Source organism: Ensifer sp. SL37 (genome assembly GCF_026672675.1).
GTDB lineage: Bacteria > Pseudomonadota > Alphaproteobacteria > Rhizobiales > Rhizobiaceae > Ensifer > Ensifer adhaerens.
Map to the genome: position 1 here is coordinate 1143357 of NZ_JAPPRN010000001.1, position 15186 is coordinate 1158542.

The 15186-nt window shown below is 63.2% G+C and carries 13 protein-coding genes; 10 read left to right on the forward strand and 3 right to left on the reverse strand.

The features are described 5' to 3' along the window. Positions 1–206: 206 nt before the first annotated feature. Both OVA00_RS05210 and OVA00_RS05215 read right to left on the reverse strand, forming a co-directional pair. Entirely contained in the window at positions 207–1505 is a 1299-nt protein-coding gene (locus tag OVA00_RS05210) for an ABC transporter substrate-binding protein (protein WP_034805570.1), read from the reverse strand. A gap of 33 nt (positions 1506–1538) precedes the next feature. Then, a complete protein-coding gene (locus tag OVA00_RS05215) occupies positions 1539–2627 on the reverse strand; it encodes an ABC transporter ATP-binding protein (RefSeq protein WP_268088252.1) in 1089 nt (362 codons plus the stop codon). Positions 2628–3046: 419 nt separating this feature from the next. Here OVA00_RS05215 and OVA00_RS05220 point away from each other — a divergent pair, with 419 nt between their 5' ends. The 5 genes from OVA00_RS05220 to OVA00_RS05240 all read left to right on the forward strand — a co-directional run bounded on the left by OVA00_RS05220 (position 3047) and on the right by OVA00_RS05240 (position 8241). Next, positions 3047–3889 (forward strand): metallophosphoesterase family protein, encoded by an 843-nt coding sequence (locus OVA00_RS05220; RefSeq protein ID WP_192357031.1) that lies wholly within the window; start codon positions 3047–3049, stop codon positions 3887–3889. Then, positions 3886–5052 carry an ABC transporter ATP-binding protein gene (locus tag OVA00_RS05225; protein WP_090296773.1) on the forward strand — a complete coding sequence of 389 codons (1167 nt, stop codon included), beginning with the start codon at positions 3886–3888 and terminating at the stop codon, positions 5050–5052. The genes OVA00_RS05220 and OVA00_RS05225 overlap by 4 nt, the downstream gene beginning before the upstream one ends. A gap of 106 nt (positions 5053–5158) precedes the next feature. Continuing rightward, positions 5159–6121 carry a carbohydrate ABC transporter permease gene (locus OVA00_RS05230; RefSeq protein WP_268088255.1) on the forward strand — a complete coding sequence of 321 codons (963 nt, stop codon included), beginning with the start codon at positions 5159–5161 and terminating at the stop codon, positions 6119–6121. Further along, positions 6118–6951 carry a carbohydrate ABC transporter permease gene (locus OVA00_RS05235; RefSeq protein ID WP_268088257.1) on the forward strand — a complete coding sequence of 278 codons (834 nt, stop codon included), beginning with the start codon at positions 6118–6120 and terminating at the stop codon, positions 6949–6951. The genes OVA00_RS05230 and OVA00_RS05235 overlap by 4 nt, the downstream gene beginning before the upstream one ends. Positions 6952–6975: 24 nt before the next feature. Continuing rightward, positions 6976–8241, forward strand: a complete 1266-nt coding sequence (locus OVA00_RS05240) for an ABC transporter substrate-binding protein (RefSeq protein WP_060530407.1) — start codon at positions 6976–6978, stop codon at positions 8239–8241. A 64-nt stretch (positions 8242–8305) separates the two neighbouring features. Here the strand turns inward: OVA00_RS05240 and OVA00_RS05245 are convergent, their stop codons facing one another. Then, positions 8306–9292, reverse strand: a complete 987-nt coding sequence (locus OVA00_RS05245) for a LacI family DNA-binding transcriptional regulator (RefSeq protein WP_060521959.1) — start codon at positions 9290–9292, stop codon at positions 8306–8308. Positions 9293–9529: 237 nt separating this feature from the next. Between OVA00_RS05245 and OVA00_RS05250 the strand changes: the two genes are divergently transcribed. From OVA00_RS05250 to OVA00_RS05270, 5 genes are read left to right on the forward strand one after another with little or no spacing between them, the layout of a single operon-like run. Next, entirely contained in the window at positions 9530–10558 is a 1029-nt protein-coding gene (locus tag OVA00_RS05250; RefSeq protein ID WP_034805587.1) for a substrate-binding domain-containing protein, read from the forward strand. Between the two features lie 59 nt (positions 10559–10617). Further along, the gene (locus OVA00_RS05255) at positions 10618–12159 is read left to right on the forward strand and encodes a sugar ABC transporter ATP-binding protein (RefSeq protein ID WP_268088262.1); all 1542 of its coding nucleotides are present in this window, start codon (positions 10618–10620) and stop codon (positions 12157–12159) included. Positions 12160–12187: 28 nt separating this feature from the next. Then, positions 12188–13177, forward strand: coding sequence for an ABC transporter permease (locus OVA00_RS05260; protein WP_060521961.1), 990 nt, complete (start codon positions 12188–12190; stop codon positions 13175–13177). Between the two features lie 2 nt (positions 13178–13179). Next, positions 13180–14190: a sugar-binding transcriptional regulator gene (locus OVA00_RS05265; protein ID WP_034805596.1), complete on the forward strand. Its 1011-nt coding sequence runs from the start codon at positions 13180–13182 to the stop codon at positions 14188–14190. After that, positions 14187–15182, forward strand: coding sequence for an aldo/keto reductase (locus OVA00_RS05270; protein WP_268088265.1), 996 nt, complete (start codon positions 14187–14189; stop codon positions 15180–15182). The genes OVA00_RS05265 and OVA00_RS05270 overlap by 4 nt, the downstream gene beginning before the upstream one ends. Positions 15183–15186 lie beyond the last annotated feature (4 nt).

Below are 15186 nucleotides of genomic sequence, written 5' to 3' on the forward strand. Positions count from 1 at the left end.
AGGGGGTGCCCCTTATCCGCGCGGTGAGGGATTGCCCCTAGTCCGCCTGCCGGCACCTTCTCCCCGCAGGCGGGAGAAGGGATATGCCGCACCGCCTCACAAACATCTGGACCGCAGGTGTGGCACGTCCCCTCTCCGCGCGAGCGGGGAGAGGGTTAGGGTGAGGGGCAAGACCGCTGCGGGCGCAGTCGTACCCGTGCCTGCGACTACGCCGCGATGAATTCGTTCCAGCGCTTGATCATGTAACGGTCCTCGTCCATGACCGAGTTCCAGCAGGCAACTTTGCCCATGCGCTGTTCGAACGATCCGCCGTCGCGGACGGCGCCGGCCTTTTCCATCACCTTGCCCTCCGGCGAGAGGATGTCGCCCTTGGCGGGCTTGCCCTCCACCCAATAGCCCCACTCGTCCTCGGACATGAAACCCTTGGCGGTTTCCATCGCGGCGGAATAGTAGCCTTGGCGGTTGAGATAGGCGCCGACCCAGCCCGACAGATACCAATTGATGTATTCGTAGGCCGCATCGAGCTGCGCGCCCTGAAGATGGGCGGCAAGGCCGAGTCCGCCGCCCCAGGCGCGATAGCCTTCCTTCAGCGGCTGGTACTTGCAGGCAATGCCCTTGGAGCGCACGGCGGCGACGGCCGGCGACCACATGGACTGGATGACGACTTCGCCAGAGGCCATCAGGTTGACGCTCTCGTCGAAGGATTTCCAGAAGGCACGGAACTGGCCGTCCTGCTTGGCCTTGATCAGGAACTCGATCGTCTTGTCGATCTCGTCCATGGTCATGTTGCCTTTATCGGCATATTTGATGTTACCCATCGCCTCCATGATCATTGCCGCATCCATGATGCCGATCGAGGGGATGTTGAGGATCGCGGTCTTTCCCTTGAAGGCCGGGTCCATGATGTCGGCCCAGGTCGAGATTTCGCGGCCGACGAGATCGGGGCGAATGCCGAGCGTGTCGGCGTTGTAGATCGTCGGGATCAGGGTCATCCAGTCGGTCGGCGACTTGGCGAAGGTCTTGGAATCCTGGGCGTCAACAAATCCAACGGTGTGCGGCGCGGTGCCTTGCGCGACGACGCTTTCGGGCTTCAGCTTGCCGTCTATGAACAGCGGCACAATCTTGTCGAAGTACTTGATCTTCTTGACGTCCATCGGCTGTATCACGCCGGCTGGGAAGACCTTCTTGGCGATCCAGTATTCGATGTCGGCGATGTCGTAGGAATCGGGCTGCGTTACCGCCCGCTGCGCGGCGGCGTCGGAATCGGTCGCCGTCATCTCCAGCGTGATGCCGAGGTCTTGCTTACACTTCTCGGCGATCGCGTTGATGTTTGAAACGCCGGTGCCGAACTGCCGCAGCGTGATTGGATTTTGCGCCCAGATCGTTGGGAAGCCGGTGATCACACCGGATCCGGCGATCGCGCCGACGGCAGCAACGCCGGTCTTGAGCAGCGAACGCCGTGTTAGGCCGCTCGCAGGTTTCTCGGTCTTGGTTTCAGTCGTCATGTGCAGTTCCCCTTCTTGTGATGGTTGATTAGCTCATGCGGAAAGGCGGCCGAGGGGGACGACGTCCTCCAGGGTCCAACTCAGCGACACCGCGTCGCCGACCGCGACCGGCTTCCTGAAATGGTCGGCGTCGCTGACGATAACCGTGAAGTCGTCGCTGCCGGCGCCGGTGGCGGTGAGCTTCACCGAGGCGCCGCGATATTCGATGTTGGAGACCACCGCCTGGAAGCCGAGGCCCTTCTCACTGGGCGGGGCGAGCCGCACGCGATCGGTGCGGATGCCGATGTCTATCGGCCGACCCACCTGCTGGGCGATATCGCGCACCGTAAAGACCTGGCCCCCGGACGTCTCCATTTCGACGACGTTGTCGCTGATCGCCCGGACTTTTCCGGGGAGAACGTTGTGGTCGCCCATGAAGCGGGCGACGAAGGCGGTGGCCGGCCGCTCGAACACCGTGCGGGGTGCTGCCGCCTGCTCAATCCGGCCGTTGTTCATGACGACGATCAGATCGGCGAGCGCCATTGCCTCTTCCTGGCTGTGGGTGACGTGTACGAAGGTGATGCCGAGTGTCTTCTGCAGCTTCTTCAGTTCGGCGCGCATGCGGATCTTCAGGAACGGGTCGAGCGCCGAGAGTGGCTCGTCGAGCAACAGCGCCTCCGGCTCGGTGATCAGCGCGCGGGCAAGCGCCACGCGCTGCTGCTGGCCTCCGGAAAGCTGGGCCGGGCGCCTGGTGCCGTAGGCCTCCATCTGCATCAGCTTCAGTATGTCGAGCGCCTTGGCGCGTCTGATGTCACGGGTGACGCCCTTCATCTTCAGGCTGAAGGCGACGTTGTCGATGAGGTCGAGATGAGGGAAGAGCGCATAGGACTGAAACATCATCGCCGTGCTGCGCCTGGCCGGCGGAAAATCCGTGACGACGATATTGCCGAGCCTGAGATCGCCTGAGGAAATGCTCTCATGGCCGGCGATCATACGCAGCGTCGAAGTTTTGCCGCAGCCGGACGGGCCAAGGAAGCAACAATAGCTGCCGGCAGGGATCTTCAGGCTGATGGAATGCACGGCCGTGGTCGCGCCATACATCTTGGAAACGGAAACGATATCGATCTCTGCGGCTTTCGACATGAGGCTTTCTCCTTGCAACAAGAAGAAGCATCAATCGTGCCAAATTCGATCGTCGTGCCTAAGGCTATGTTTTATAGCGAGAATGGCCGTTTTTTGTGCCGGATTGTGTCGTTCACGGCGTAGGGCGACTGCCCATGATTTGGGCTTTTTGTCGTCAATATGCGCAAATTATTGTATACGATAACGTAAAATTTTGAGCACAACGATCGCGGCGGCTCCACCGGGGTGGGCAAGGGCGAATTTCGCGACCTATTGGCATTCCCGAAGATGACGCTTTCATGGAGAAACTGAAAATCAGCTGAGAACGGCTGTTACCAAACTGACATGGCGGCTCCCTAAAGACTGCGGCCAACCGCAGAGAAGGGAAGTATCAGCCCTTCGACGCGGATACCGCAAGCCATCGTCGGAGGCCCGTTTCCATGAAAATCGTCCAGATCAGCGACACCCATCTCAGCCCCGCCAAAAGCCACTTCAACGGCAATTGGGAACCGGTTCGCGCCTGGATCGAGGCGGTGGCACCCGATCTCGTCATCCACACCGGCGACGTCACCATCGATGGCGCTGACCACGAGGACGACATCACCTTCTCGCTCGATCTGATCGGCCAGCTCTCGATGCCGGTGCTGATCGTTCCCGGCAATCACGATGTCGGCCATCTGCCGGGTTCGCACCAGCCGGTGGACCCAGTTCGGCTTGCCCGCTGGCGCCGGCTCGCCGGTCCGGACTACTGGGGCCGCGACCATGGCGACTGGCGGCTGCTCGGCGTCAACAGCCTGCTGATCGGCTTCGAGGACGAAGAAGAAGACAGGCAGTTTGCCTGGCTGGAGGAACAGTTGCTCAGCCGCGACGGCCGCCGGGTGGCCGTCTTTGCCCACAAGCCGCTCTTCGTCGACGATCCGGGCGAAGGCGACACCGGCTACTGGGGCATCCGTCCGCGCCAGCGCCAACGCCTGTTTGATCTTTTCGCCGAAGCCGAGGTGGCGCTGCATGCAAGCGGCCACCTGCACTGGGCCTGGACGGGCAAGCACGCCGGGACGTCTCTCGTCTGGGCGCCGCCGACCTCCTTCATCATTGATACGCTGGAACGGCCGATGCCGGGTGAGCGGCTGGTCGGCGCCGTCGTACACGAGTTTAGCGACGTCAACGTCAAAAGCGAGATCATCGCGGTGCCGGGACTGACCAGCCACCTGCTCGATCCGATCGTAGAAGAGGTCTACCCGCTGGCGGCCAAGAAGACGGTCCGTGCGGAGGCGGCGCAATGAGCGTGCTTTCGCTAGAGGGTATCACCAAGTCCTATGGCGGCAACGCGATCCTGAAGGGGGTTAGCCTGCAGGCGGAGGCGGGTGAGTTCATCGCGCTCGTTGGTCCTTCCGGCTGCGGCAAGAGCACGCTGTTGCGCATCGTCGCTGGTCTCGATCATGGCGACGGCGGCGAGATCGTCATCGGCGGCCGCAGTGTCGCGCGCATGGCCGCGGCCGATCGCAATGTCGCGATGGTCTTCCAGTCCTATGCCCTCTATCCGCACCTGACGACGGGCGAGAACATCGCCGTGCCGCTTGCGATGCGGCGGCTGACAGCGGCGCAGCGTCTGCCTGTGATCGGCAATCTGATGCCGGGGCAGAAGCAGATCCGCAGCGATATCCAGCGCCAGGTCAAGGAAATGGCGCTGGCGCTGAAGATCGATCACCTGCTCGACCGCAAGCCCGGCCAGATGTCCGGCGGCCAGCGCCAGCGCGTGGCGCTCGCCCGCGCCATGGTGCGCCGCCCGGCCGTCTTCCTGATGGACGAGCCGCTCTCCAATCTTGATGCCAACCTGCGCGTCCACGCCCGCGGCGAGATCGTCGATCTCCACCGCCGCGCCGGCGTGCCGACGCTCTATGTCACCCACGACCAGTCGGAAGCGCTGTCGATGGCGGATCGAGTGGCAGTGATGATCGGCGGCAATCTCTTGCAACTGGCGACCCCGAAGGAGATCTACGACAACCCCTCCCATATCGAGGTCGCACGCTTCCTCGGCCAGCCGAAGATCAACGTGCTGGAGACCCGCACGGATACCGCGAGCATCGTGCGCTTCGGCGATCTGGTGCTTCTGGCAAGCCGCGGACAGGCGCCGGATGCTTCAGTGAAGCTCGCAATCCGCCCGGAATTCGTGCGCTTCCATGCGGCAAGCGCCGGCCGGTTGAGCGCGCGGGTCGAGCGTATGGAGTTCCTCGGCTCTGAGGTAATCGTTCACGCCCGCCTCGATGCGATCGGCGAGCTAGTCACTGCCAAGTCAGCACCTGCCGAGGCCGCGGTGCTCGCGATCGGTCAGCCCGTTGACGTCGAGTTCATGCCGGAACGGGCGATGCTGTTCGACGGCGAGGGCACCCGGCTGCCAGCCGAGCGGGTCGCTATCGCCGCGACGCTGGAGAAGATCCATGGCTAAGGCGGGTTCCAATCGGGATACGGCGGCAGGGGCGGCGGATTTCGTGGATACCGCCCTCTGCCCTGCCGGGCGTCTCCCCCACAAGGGGGGAGATCGGCTGGAGGCAATGCCTCAACATTCATCTCTGCGAGACGGTGTCCAGCCGGCGCAGCGGCTGCGGACCCAGACGGCGATCGGTGCCGCGACCACCGATCCCGATCGCCGCGAGGCCCGCATTGCCTGGCTGTTAGCGCTGCCGGCCATCACGCTGCTCGTCCTCTTCATCCTTTTACCGACCGCGGCGGTGATCGTTCTCGGTTTCACCGATTTCGAGCTCGGCTACGGCAGCTTCCGCTTTGTCGGCTTCGAGAACTATGCCGAACTCTTCAGCGACCGCACCTTCCGGCGCTCGCTCTGGAACACCACCGTCTACACCGCGATCGTCACACCGGTTTCGATCGTGCTGGCGCTGGCAATCGCCATGCTGATCGAGGCGGAAACCAAGGGCCGGGCGTTCTTCCGCACGGTCTATTTCCTGCCGGTGGCCTCGCTGCTCGTCGCCATGGCGACGGTCTGGCAGTTCCTGTTTCACCCGACCATCGGCCCGATCAACACCTTCGTGGCCGTTTTCGGCATTGCCGGCCCCAACTGGCTCGGGGCCTCCGGCACGGTGCTCTATGGCCTGTCGATCATCGGCATCTGGCAGTCGGTCGGCTTCAACATGGTGCTGTTCCTCGCCGGTCTCACCGCCATCCCGCGCGAGCTCTATGCCGCAGCCGAAGTCGACGGCGCCAAGACCTGGTTCGATCGTTTCCGGCTGGTGACCTGGCCGATGCTCGGGCCGACGACGCTGTTCGTCACCACCATCAGCATCATCAACTCAGTGAAGGTGTTCGAGACGGTGAAGACGCTGACCGAGGGCGGTCCGAACAAGGCGTCGGAGGTGCTGCTCTTCACCATCTACCAGGAGGGCTTCGTTTATCTGCGCGTCGGCTATGCCTCGGCCATGACCGTCGTCTTCCTCGCCATCCTCGTCGTCCTGATGTTCCTGCAGTACCGCGTGCTCGACCGGAAGGTTCACTACGCATGACCAACACCATCTCCGTCGCCCGCCTCATTCGCCTCGCCGTTCTGTCGTTTGGCGCGCTCATCTTCCTCGCGCCCTACATCTTCATGGTCTCGACCGCCGGCAAGGCTCAGAGCGAGATCTTCTCCTCGTCGCTGTCGCTGATCCCTGAGCAGTGGTCCTATATCGAGAACTTTTCCAAGGCGCTGTCGCGCGTCTCGATGACGACCCTGCTCTTCAACGGCGTTGTCGTCTGCGCGCTGATCTTCGTCATCCAGATCGTCGTCGCCATCCCTTGCGCCTATGCCATGGCGAAGCTGAAATTTCGGGCGGCCCGCACCATGATGGTGCTGGTCATGCTCGGCCTCCTGGTGCCGATCCACGCAACCGCGCTGCCCATTTACGTGGCCTTCGACAGGTTGTCGGTGCTGAACAGCTACGCAGCGCTAGTGGCGCCGTTCTCGATCTCGGTGTTCGCGATCTTCCTGTTCCTGCAGTTTTTCCGCGCCATGCCCGACGATCTGATCCATGCGGCACGCCTCGATGGTATGTCTGAAGCCGGCATCGTCGCGCGCGTCATCGTGCCAAACGCCTGGCCGGCGATCACCGCCTTTGCAATCTTCTCGGTCGTCGCCCACTGGAACGACCTCTTCTGGCCGCTGATCGTCGTCACCAACCAGGACTATGCGACCCCGCCACTCGGCCTTCTCTACTTCCGCGCCGCAGAAGCCGGCGACGACTACGGCGCGCTGATGGCCGCGACCCTCATCATCACCCTTCCCCTCGTGACCGCGTTTCTGCTGGCGCAGAAGCGTTTTGTCGAGGGCATTACCATGACCGGTCTCAAAGGCTGAACGGTCCAACCTGGAGCGCAACCCATGACACATCTGAGACAGCTTTTCACCGCGGCTGCCGCATCGCTAATCCTCGCAGCCCCCGCCAACGCCGAGACCCAGCTGACGGTGCATTATCCGATGCCCGGCTTCTTCAAGGACGTGATGGATACGATCTCGAAGAAGTTCATGGAAGAAAACCCGGATATCAAGATCACCTTCGCCAATCCGTCGGCGACCTATGAGGAAGGCATCCAGACGATCATGCGTCAGGCCGGAACGGCCGAGATGCCCGATCTCACCTTCATCGGCCTCAACCGCCTGCGCATGGTCAACGAGCGCGACGTCCCCGTTGATCTCGGCCCGTTCATCGCCAAGGACGGCAACATGGCCGAGCAGGGCTTTTCCGAAAACATCCTGAAGCTCGCCCAGGTGGGCGGCAAGCAGGTGGGCCTTGCCTTCGCCACCTCCAACCCGATCATGTATTACAACGCCGATCTCGTGCGCAAAGCCGGCGGCGACCCGGAAAACCCGCCGAAGACCTGGGACGAGGTCATTGCGCTTGGGGGCAAGATCAAGGCGCTTGGCGACGGCAACGAGGGCATCGATTTCCGCTGGCAGGGCGATGACTGGATGTTCTCCGCGCTGCTCTTCGGCGCCGGCGGCGAGATGCTGAGCGAAGACGAAAGCAAGGTTGCCTTCAACGGTCCCGAAGGTGAGAAGGCCGTCGAAGTGCTCGACCGCATGGTCAAGGAAGGCGGTCTGCCGGTTTTGACCAAGCAGGCCGGCGAGCAGGCCTTCGTTGCCGGCAAGGTCGGTTTCGCCTTCCAGACGACGGGTGCGCTGCGCAACACCATCAAGAATGTCGGCGACAAGTTCGACCTGCGCACTGCCCATATCCCGCTCATCGACCCGGCAAAGGGCAAGCTGCCGACCGGCGGCAACGCCGTCGTTATCCTGACGCGCGACGCCGAAAAGCAGGAAGCCGCCTGGAAGTTCGCGAAGTTCGCAGCCGGCCCCTATGGCGCCTCGGTTGTCGTTCCCGGCACCGGCTATGTGCCGAACAACGAGCTGGCCGCCAAGTCGCCTGAGTATCTCGCCAACTTCTACAAGGAAAACCCGCTGTTCCGCGCGGGTCTCGAGCAGATGGCGCTGATGCGCCCCTGGTATGCCTTCCCCGGTAGCAACGGGGTGAAGGTGACGCAGACGATCGTCGAGAACCTGTCGCGCATCGTCGAGCAGCAGGCCTCGCCGAAGGAAGCGCTGGACGAGGCCGCGGCCGAAGTCGAAAGCCTGCTGCCGCGCAGCTGATCCTGTAACCAAATCGATCGACGCCGCCCCGAAGGAAACTTCGAGGCGGTGTTTTCGTGTTTGCTCACGCGAGGTGGCGAACAGTCCCGCCTGCGTAGAGTCGGCAGTCGAGATTGAGATGGCGGCAGCCCGACGCATTCTCGGCCATATCGAGCAACAGAGCCGCCGCTGCGAGCCCCATGTCGCCGTCGGGCATCGAGATGGTGGTGAGTGTTGGCGTCATCAGCCGGCCAAGCGCGATGCCGTCGAAGCCGGCGACGGAGACATCGTCAGGCACGGAAAGGCCTTCACGCCGCAGCGCTGCTATCACGCCGAGCGCCAGCAGATCGTTGGAAGCGATGATTGCGGTCGGGCGGTGCTGCGCAAGAACCGTCGCGAGGTCGAGGTTTTCATAGCCGTCGACGAAGGGGATCTCGACCGCCTCCATCGGCCGGGCGCCGGCTTCCTGCATAGCGGCCAAATAGCCGTCATAGCGCAGGCGCGCCCGGTCGGATGAACGGAAGTGGCCGGAGACGACGAGGATGCGGCGGTGACCGTGGTCGAGGATGTGGCGGGTGAGATCGAAACCGGCCCGGTAATTGTCGACGGTGACGGCGGCAGCGAAGCGTGCGACCGGCCGGTTGTTGAGAAGCACCGTCGGCGGCAGCGCCGCCGAAAGCGCCTCGCTGGTCTTGGCGTCGCAGAGCGTCAGGATCAGACCGGTCGGCCGCTGTTCGAGCAGCGAGCGCACGGCGCGCGCCTCGAGTGCGGGATCATAATTGGATTGGGCGATCAGCACGCCATGGTTCGCCGCCTGCAAACGGTGCTGGATGCCGCCGAGCGAGGCGGCAAACACCGGGTTGGTGACGCTTGGCACCAGCACGCCGACGACGGGCTGGCTGCGGTTGGTGGCGCGTCCCGTGGCCGGCGACGGCCGGTAGCCGAGTTCGGCCGCCGCCCGGCGCACGCGACGCACCATCTCGTCGCTGACGGGACCTTCGCCCTTGAGCGCCCGCGATACGGTTGCCAGCGAGCAGCCGGCATGAAAGGCGATCTGTTGCAGGGTAACCATGATCGCGCTCTAACGGGTCTGCGTGACAGCTGATTGAAGGCCCGGACCCGAGGTTTTCCACGTCGCGCGTGAATTATTATTCATGCTGTGAATTATATTGACAGAAGCTGAGTCCGTGGCTTAAATCGCAATCGTCGGAAGTCGAGGAGGAGTTCCGGCGAACTCATACATTCAGCGGCACCGCAAACAAACGGCCCTATCGGTTTTTGGGAGGGGCTTCGGCCTCGAGGAGGACGCGTGCGCAAATTTCTCAGCACGACCGCTCTGGCGGTCATTGCAGCTTCGTTTTGGGCAGGTTCGGCAAGCGCCGAAACGGCGAACCCGTTTCGCTGCCAGCCCGGCGAAAAATACGTCATGAACGTCATGGTATCCGGCGTCGAATACTGGTTCCCGGTCTATGAAATGTTCAAGCAGGCCGGCCAGCAGTTCGGCTGCGAGACCGAATATACCGGCACGCCGGAGTATGACGTCAACAAGCAGATCGCCACTTTCGACCAGGCGCTTGCCCAGAACCCGGCCGGCATCCTGGTGCACCCGATGAACTCCGATCCGTTCATCGAGCCGATCAACCGGGCGATCGATCAGGGCACGGCAGTCGTCACCTTCGCTGCGGACTCGCCGCTGTCGAAGCGCGTCTCCTTCATCACCTCGGACAACACCCGCGAAGGCATCTATGCCGCCGACGCGATCGCCGAGAAGATGGGCGGCAAGGGCGAATATGCCGTTCTTGAAAACCCCGGCCAGGACAACCACGACAAGCGCATTACCGCCTTCGTCAATCGCATGGCCGAGAAGTGGCCCGACATGAAACTCGTCGGTCGCGCCGCCTCGAACCAGGATCCGAACAAGGCCTATCAGGGTCTGATGAGCCTCATCCAGGCCAATCCGAACCTCGGCGCCGTGTTCATGCCGGAAGCTAACTCCGCGATCGGTGCGGCCCAGGCCAGCAAGGAAAGCGGCGGCAAGGTCCTCGTCATGTGCGCCGACGTCAACGCCAACATCCTCGACATGATCAAGGCCGGCGAAGTCTTCGGTTCGATCAACCCGAACCAGGGCATGCAGGGCTATATGGGCTTCATGCTCCTGTGGATGGCCAAGCACCCGGAACTGATCGACCCGATGAACGACGCCAAGCGTTCCGGCTTCAACCCGATGAGCATCCCCTTCGTCGACAACGGCCTTTCGATCGTTACCGCCGAAAATGCCGATGACTTCTACTGGGACAAGTACCTGAAGCGTCGTGGCACCAAGGGCATCGACGAGTAAGATTGTGAATTGGCTGCCCGGTCGTTTCCGGGCAGCCAGGACTGCGGGTGGAGGACAGCATGACAGCACAACCGGTTCTGGAGGTCCGGCGCGTCACCAAGCATTTCGGTGCGGTGAAGGCGCTGACGGAGGTGGATTTTCGCCTCGAGCGGGGAGAGATCCACGCACTCTGCGGCGAAAACGGCGCAGGCAAATCCACGCTGATGAACATCATTGCCGGTGTGCTGCAGCCGAATGACGGCGAGGTGCTGGTGGATGGAGCGCCCGTGAAAATCGCCTCGCCGGCGACCGCCCAGACGCTCGGCATCGGCCTCGTCCACCAGGAAATCGCGCTCTGCCCGGATGCGACGGTGGCGGAAAACATGTTCATGGCCGCCACCAACCGCCGGCGTTCGCCGCTGATGAATTACGGCGCGCTCGAACGCGAAGCCCAGGTAGTGATGAACCGGCTGGCGCCGATCGACGTCCGCCGCAAGGTCGCCGACCTCGCCATTTCCAGCCAGCAGCTGGTCGAGATTGCCAAGGCGCTGACGCTCGACTGCCGCGTACTGATCCTCGATGAGCCGACCGCGGCGCTGACGGAAGCCGAAGCGCAGGCGCTGTTCGCCATCATCCGCGACCTGAAGGCCGCGGGCATATCGATCATCTATATCAGCCACCGCATGGCCGAGATTTTTTCGCTCTGCGACCGCGTCACCGTGTTTCGTGATGGCCGCCATGTGGTCACCGAGAAGATCGCCGACGTGACTGCTGACGATGTCGTACGCCGCATGGTCGGCCGCGAGATCAGCCAGCTCTATCCGCAAAAGCAGGCGCCGGAGGCGCGGACGGACGAGACCATTCTCTCTGTGCGTGGCTTGAGCGATGGCGACCGCATCGACACCGTTTCCTTCGATCTGAAGCGGGGCGAAATTCTTGGCATCGGCGGTCTGATCGGCTCCGGTCGTACCGAGATCGCCGAAGCGATCTGCGGTCTGAGGGCCAAGTCGAAGGGTGACATTACGCTGCGCGGAAAGCCGCAGCGCATCGGCAACTATCGCGACGCGGTCGATGCCGGCATCGTCTATCTCTCGGAGGATCGCAAGGGGTCCGGCGTCTTCGTCGACCTGTCGATCGCGCAGAATATTTCGGTGCTTGATCTGAAGACGCTGACCGGGCCGCTCGGATTGCTGAATTCCAGGGCCGAGGCCGATCTCGCCCGCAATTTCGTCCGCCGGCTCGGCGTGCGCATGGGCGGCATCGATATGCCGGTCTCGTCGCTCTCGGGCGGCAACCAGCAGAAGGTGGCGATTGCCAAGCAGCTCGCCGTTCGCCCGCAAGTGATCCTGATGGACGAGCCGACGCGCGGCATCGATGTCGGCGCCAAATCCGAAATCCACCGGCTGCTGCGCGAGCTTGCAGAAACCGGCATCGGCATTGTCGTGATCTCGTCGGAACTGCCGGAGCTGCTCGGGCTTTGCGATCGGGTGCTGGTCGTGCGCGAAGGCGCGATCGCCGGCGAGCTTGATGACAGAGAAATGAGCGAGGAGGCGGTGATCCGCCTGGCCTCAGGGGTGACGCAAACGGTCGAGGCTGGCCGGATGGTGGATCATGTCGCCTGAAAGAACTGATAGAGCCGGGGAGGCGGAAATGGCTGTTGATACGATGGTTGCAACGCATGCGCAGGCGCCCGCCTGGAAACGCATCGGCACGATGCGTGAGGCGGGGCTGATCGCGATCATCCTGGCGCTCGGTATCATCATGAGCTTTGCCTCGCCGCATTTTCTCACCTTCGGCAACATGCGCGCCATGCTGATGAGCTTTTCGGTCGAAGGCATCGTCGTCGTCGGCATGACGATCCTGCTCATTGTCGGCGGCATCGACCTCGCCGTCGGCTCGGTCGTCTGCTTTGCCATGGTGCTGGCCGGTTCGCTGTTTCTCGCCGGTGTCGATCCCTGGACGGCCTCGCTGGTCGGCATCCTCGCCAGCAGCATGATCGGCATGATCATGGGCTTCTTCGTCACCGTCGTCGGGCTCAATCATTTCATCACGTCGCTGGCGGCGATGGTGATCGTGCGCGGCCTCTGCCTCGTCATCACCAAGGGCACGCCGCTGTCGCTCTTCACGCTGCCGGCGTCGTTCAAGGCGGTCGGGCAGGGCACCTTCCACGGCGTGCCCTATGTCATCCTGATCTTCGTCGCCGTCGTCGTGCTCTTCGACTTCCTGCTGCGCCGGGCGACCGCCTTCCGCAAGGTCTTCTATACCGGCAGCAACGAGAAGGCGGCGCTCTATTCGGGCATCAAGACCAAGCAGGTGAAGTTCTGGGTGACGGTGCTTTGCTCGACGCTCGCAGGTGTCGCCGGCGTTATCTACATGTCGCGCTTCGGCGCCGCGACGCCCACCTTCGGGGTCGGTATGGAGCTCAACATCATCGCTGCGGCGGTCATCGGCGGCGCCTCGCTCAACGGCGGCTCGGGCACCATCCTCGGCGCCATCCTCGGTATCGCTCTTCTCTCGGTTGTCACCAGCTCGTTGATCCTGCTCGACGTCTCCGTCTATTGGCAGGACATGATCAAGGGGTGCATTCTCTTGGCTGCCGTTTCCATCGACCACCTGCTGCACAAGCGGAAGGCAGCCTGACCATGCCGATTGCCAAACCCATTTTGTCCCAGGCCTCAAGTGCGCGAGAAGAACTCGTCGTCGCGCGGCAGATGCATCAGGCGCTCGTCCTGCATTTCCTCGAAGGACTGACCCAGTCGCAGATCGCCGATCGGCTCGGCATCTCGCAGCCGACCGTTAACCGGCTGATCAAGCGCGGCCGTCAGCTTGGCCTGGTCGAGATCAAGATCAAGTCGCCGATCGAGCCCTTGGTCGACATGGAAGAGCAGTTGCTTGCGATCGGCGGCATCCGCCGGGCGATCGTCGTGCCGACCGTTTCCGACAATCAGCAGACCGCACTCCAGGCGGTCGGCGAGGCGGCAGCCCGGCTGCTGCTGGAAGAGATCGGCGATGGCGACACGATCTGCATCACCGGCGGCAAGGGCGTCAGTGCCGTCGTCGCGGGGCTGCAGGCGCCGCGCCGCTTCGATGTCGAGGTTATCCCCGGCACCGGCTGCGTCCAGGGCAAGCACTATACGGATGTGAACCACGTCTCGACGATGATGGCCGACCGGCTCGGCGGGCGGTCTTTCCAGATCCACGCGCCGCTCTTTGCCGACAGTGCCGCCGAGCGGGCGATGCTGATCAACATGCGCTCGGTGGCGGATGTCTTCGGGAGGGCGCGCGAAGCAAAGGTGGCGGTGGTCGGCATCGGTTCGATCCTTTCGGACGATTCGAGCTACTACGACCTGCATCCGTCTTCGAGCACGGACCGAGCGGCAATCGAGCGCTCTGGCGCAAGCTGCGAACTTCTCGCCCATCTGCTCGATGATGAGGGACGTGTCTGTGACTACAGCCTCAACCGTTCGCTGGTCTCGCTGACGCTCGAGGAATTCGCCTCGATCCCGACGAAGATCGGCGTGGCAAGTGGACCGAACAAGGCCGGACCGATCCTCAGCGTCATGCGGGGACACCACCTCGACACACTGGTGACGGACGAGGCGACCGGCGAGCGCGTGCTCGCCATGGCAAGCGAAAAGGGACTTCTGGCATGAGCGGGGATCAATTGATGCGGGAGTTCGGCCGATCGGGAGTGAAGGCTTCGGCCGTCGGGCTCGGCACCTGGGCGATCGGCGGCTGGATGTGGGGCGGCACGGACGAGCGGGAATCGATCGCGGCGATCCAGGCTTCGCTCGACGCCGGTGTGACGCTGATCGATACGGCGCCGGCCTATGGCCTCGGCCGCTCGGAAGAGATCGTCGGCAAGGCTTTGGCCGGCCGCCGCGACAAGGCAATCATCGCCACCAAGTGCGGGCTCGTCTGGCATACGGACAAGGGCAAGCACTTCTTCGACCAGGACGGCAAGCCGGTGCACCGCTACCTCGGCCGAGATGCGATCCATCACGAGGTCGAGCAGAGCCTGAAGCGGCTCGACACCGATTACATCGACCTCTACATCACCCATTGGCAGGACCCGACGACGCCGATCGAGGAGACCATGGCCGCGCTCGAAGAGCTGCGCCAGGCGGGCAAGATCCGGGCGATCGGCGCCAGCAATGTCGGCCGTAGCGAACTGGAACAGTACATCGCGATCGGCGGGCTCGACGCGATCCAGGAACGCTTCAGCATGATCGATCGCGAGATCGAGGCGGAGCTTTTGCCGCTGACGCGGCGCAACGGCGTCGCCACGCTCAGCTACTCCTCGCTGGCGCTCGGCCTTCTCTCCGGCGGCATCGGACCGGAGCGGGTGTTTTCAGGCGACGACCAGCGGCGCGACAATCCGCGCTTCTCGGTCGGCAACCGCGAAAAGGTTGCGGCCTTTGCCAGGGCCATCCAGCCGGTCGCAGAAAAGCATGGCGCGACAATCGCCCAGATCGTCATTGCCTGGACGCTCTGCCAGGAGGGCGTAACTTTCGCGCTCTGCGGCGCACGCAATCCGGCGCAAGCGCTCGACAATGCAAGGGCCGGGACGATCCGGCTCGATCACGATGATCTCGCGGGGATCGACGCGGCCATCGCGGCGACGCTCGTCAACATGGACAGCTAACGGA

Bases quoted from the DNA above. Each gene is read 5' to 3' on its own strand.
- OVA00_RS05210 (WP_034805570.1), bottom strand. From the start codon at position 1,505: ATGACGACTGAAACCAAGACCGAGAAACCTGCGAGCGGCCTAACACGG.
- OVA00_RS05215 (WP_268088252.1), bottom strand. From the start codon at position 2,627: ATGTCGAAAGCCGCAGAGATCGATATCGTTTCCGTTTCCAAGATGTAT.
- OVA00_RS05220 (WP_192357031.1), top strand. From the start codon at position 3,047: ATGAAAATCGTCCAGATCAGCGACACCCATCTCAGCCCCGCCAAAAGC.
- OVA00_RS05225 (WP_090296773.1), top strand. From the start codon at position 3,886: ATGAGCGTGCTTTCGCTAGAGGGTATCACCAAGTCCTATGGCGGCAAC.
- OVA00_RS05230 (WP_268088255.1), top strand. From the start codon at position 5,159: ATGCCTCAACATTCATCTCTGCGAGACGGTGTCCAGCCGGCGCAGCGG.
- OVA00_RS05235 (WP_268088257.1), top strand. From the start codon at position 6,118: ATGACCAACACCATCTCCGTCGCCCGCCTCATTCGCCTCGCCGTTCTG.
- OVA00_RS05240 (WP_060530407.1), top strand. From the start codon at position 6,976: ATGACACATCTGAGACAGCTTTTCACCGCGGCTGCCGCATCGCTAATC.
- OVA00_RS05245 (WP_060521959.1), bottom strand. From the start codon at position 9,292: ATGGTTACCCTGCAACAGATCGCCTTTCATGCCGGCTGCTCGCTGGCA.
- OVA00_RS05255 (WP_268088262.1), top strand. From the start codon at position 10,618: ATGACAGCACAACCGGTTCTGGAGGTCCGGCGCGTCACCAAGCATTTC.
- OVA00_RS05260 (WP_060521961.1), top strand. From the start codon at position 12,188: ATGGCTGTTGATACGATGGTTGCAACGCATGCGCAGGCGCCCGCCTGG.
- OVA00_RS05265 (WP_034805596.1), top strand. From the start codon at position 13,180: ATGCCGATTGCCAAACCCATTTTGTCCCAGGCCTCAAGTGCGCGAGAA.
- OVA00_RS05270 (WP_268088265.1), top strand. From the start codon at position 14,187: ATGAGCGGGGATCAATTGATGCGGGAGTTCGGCCGATCGGGAGTGAAG.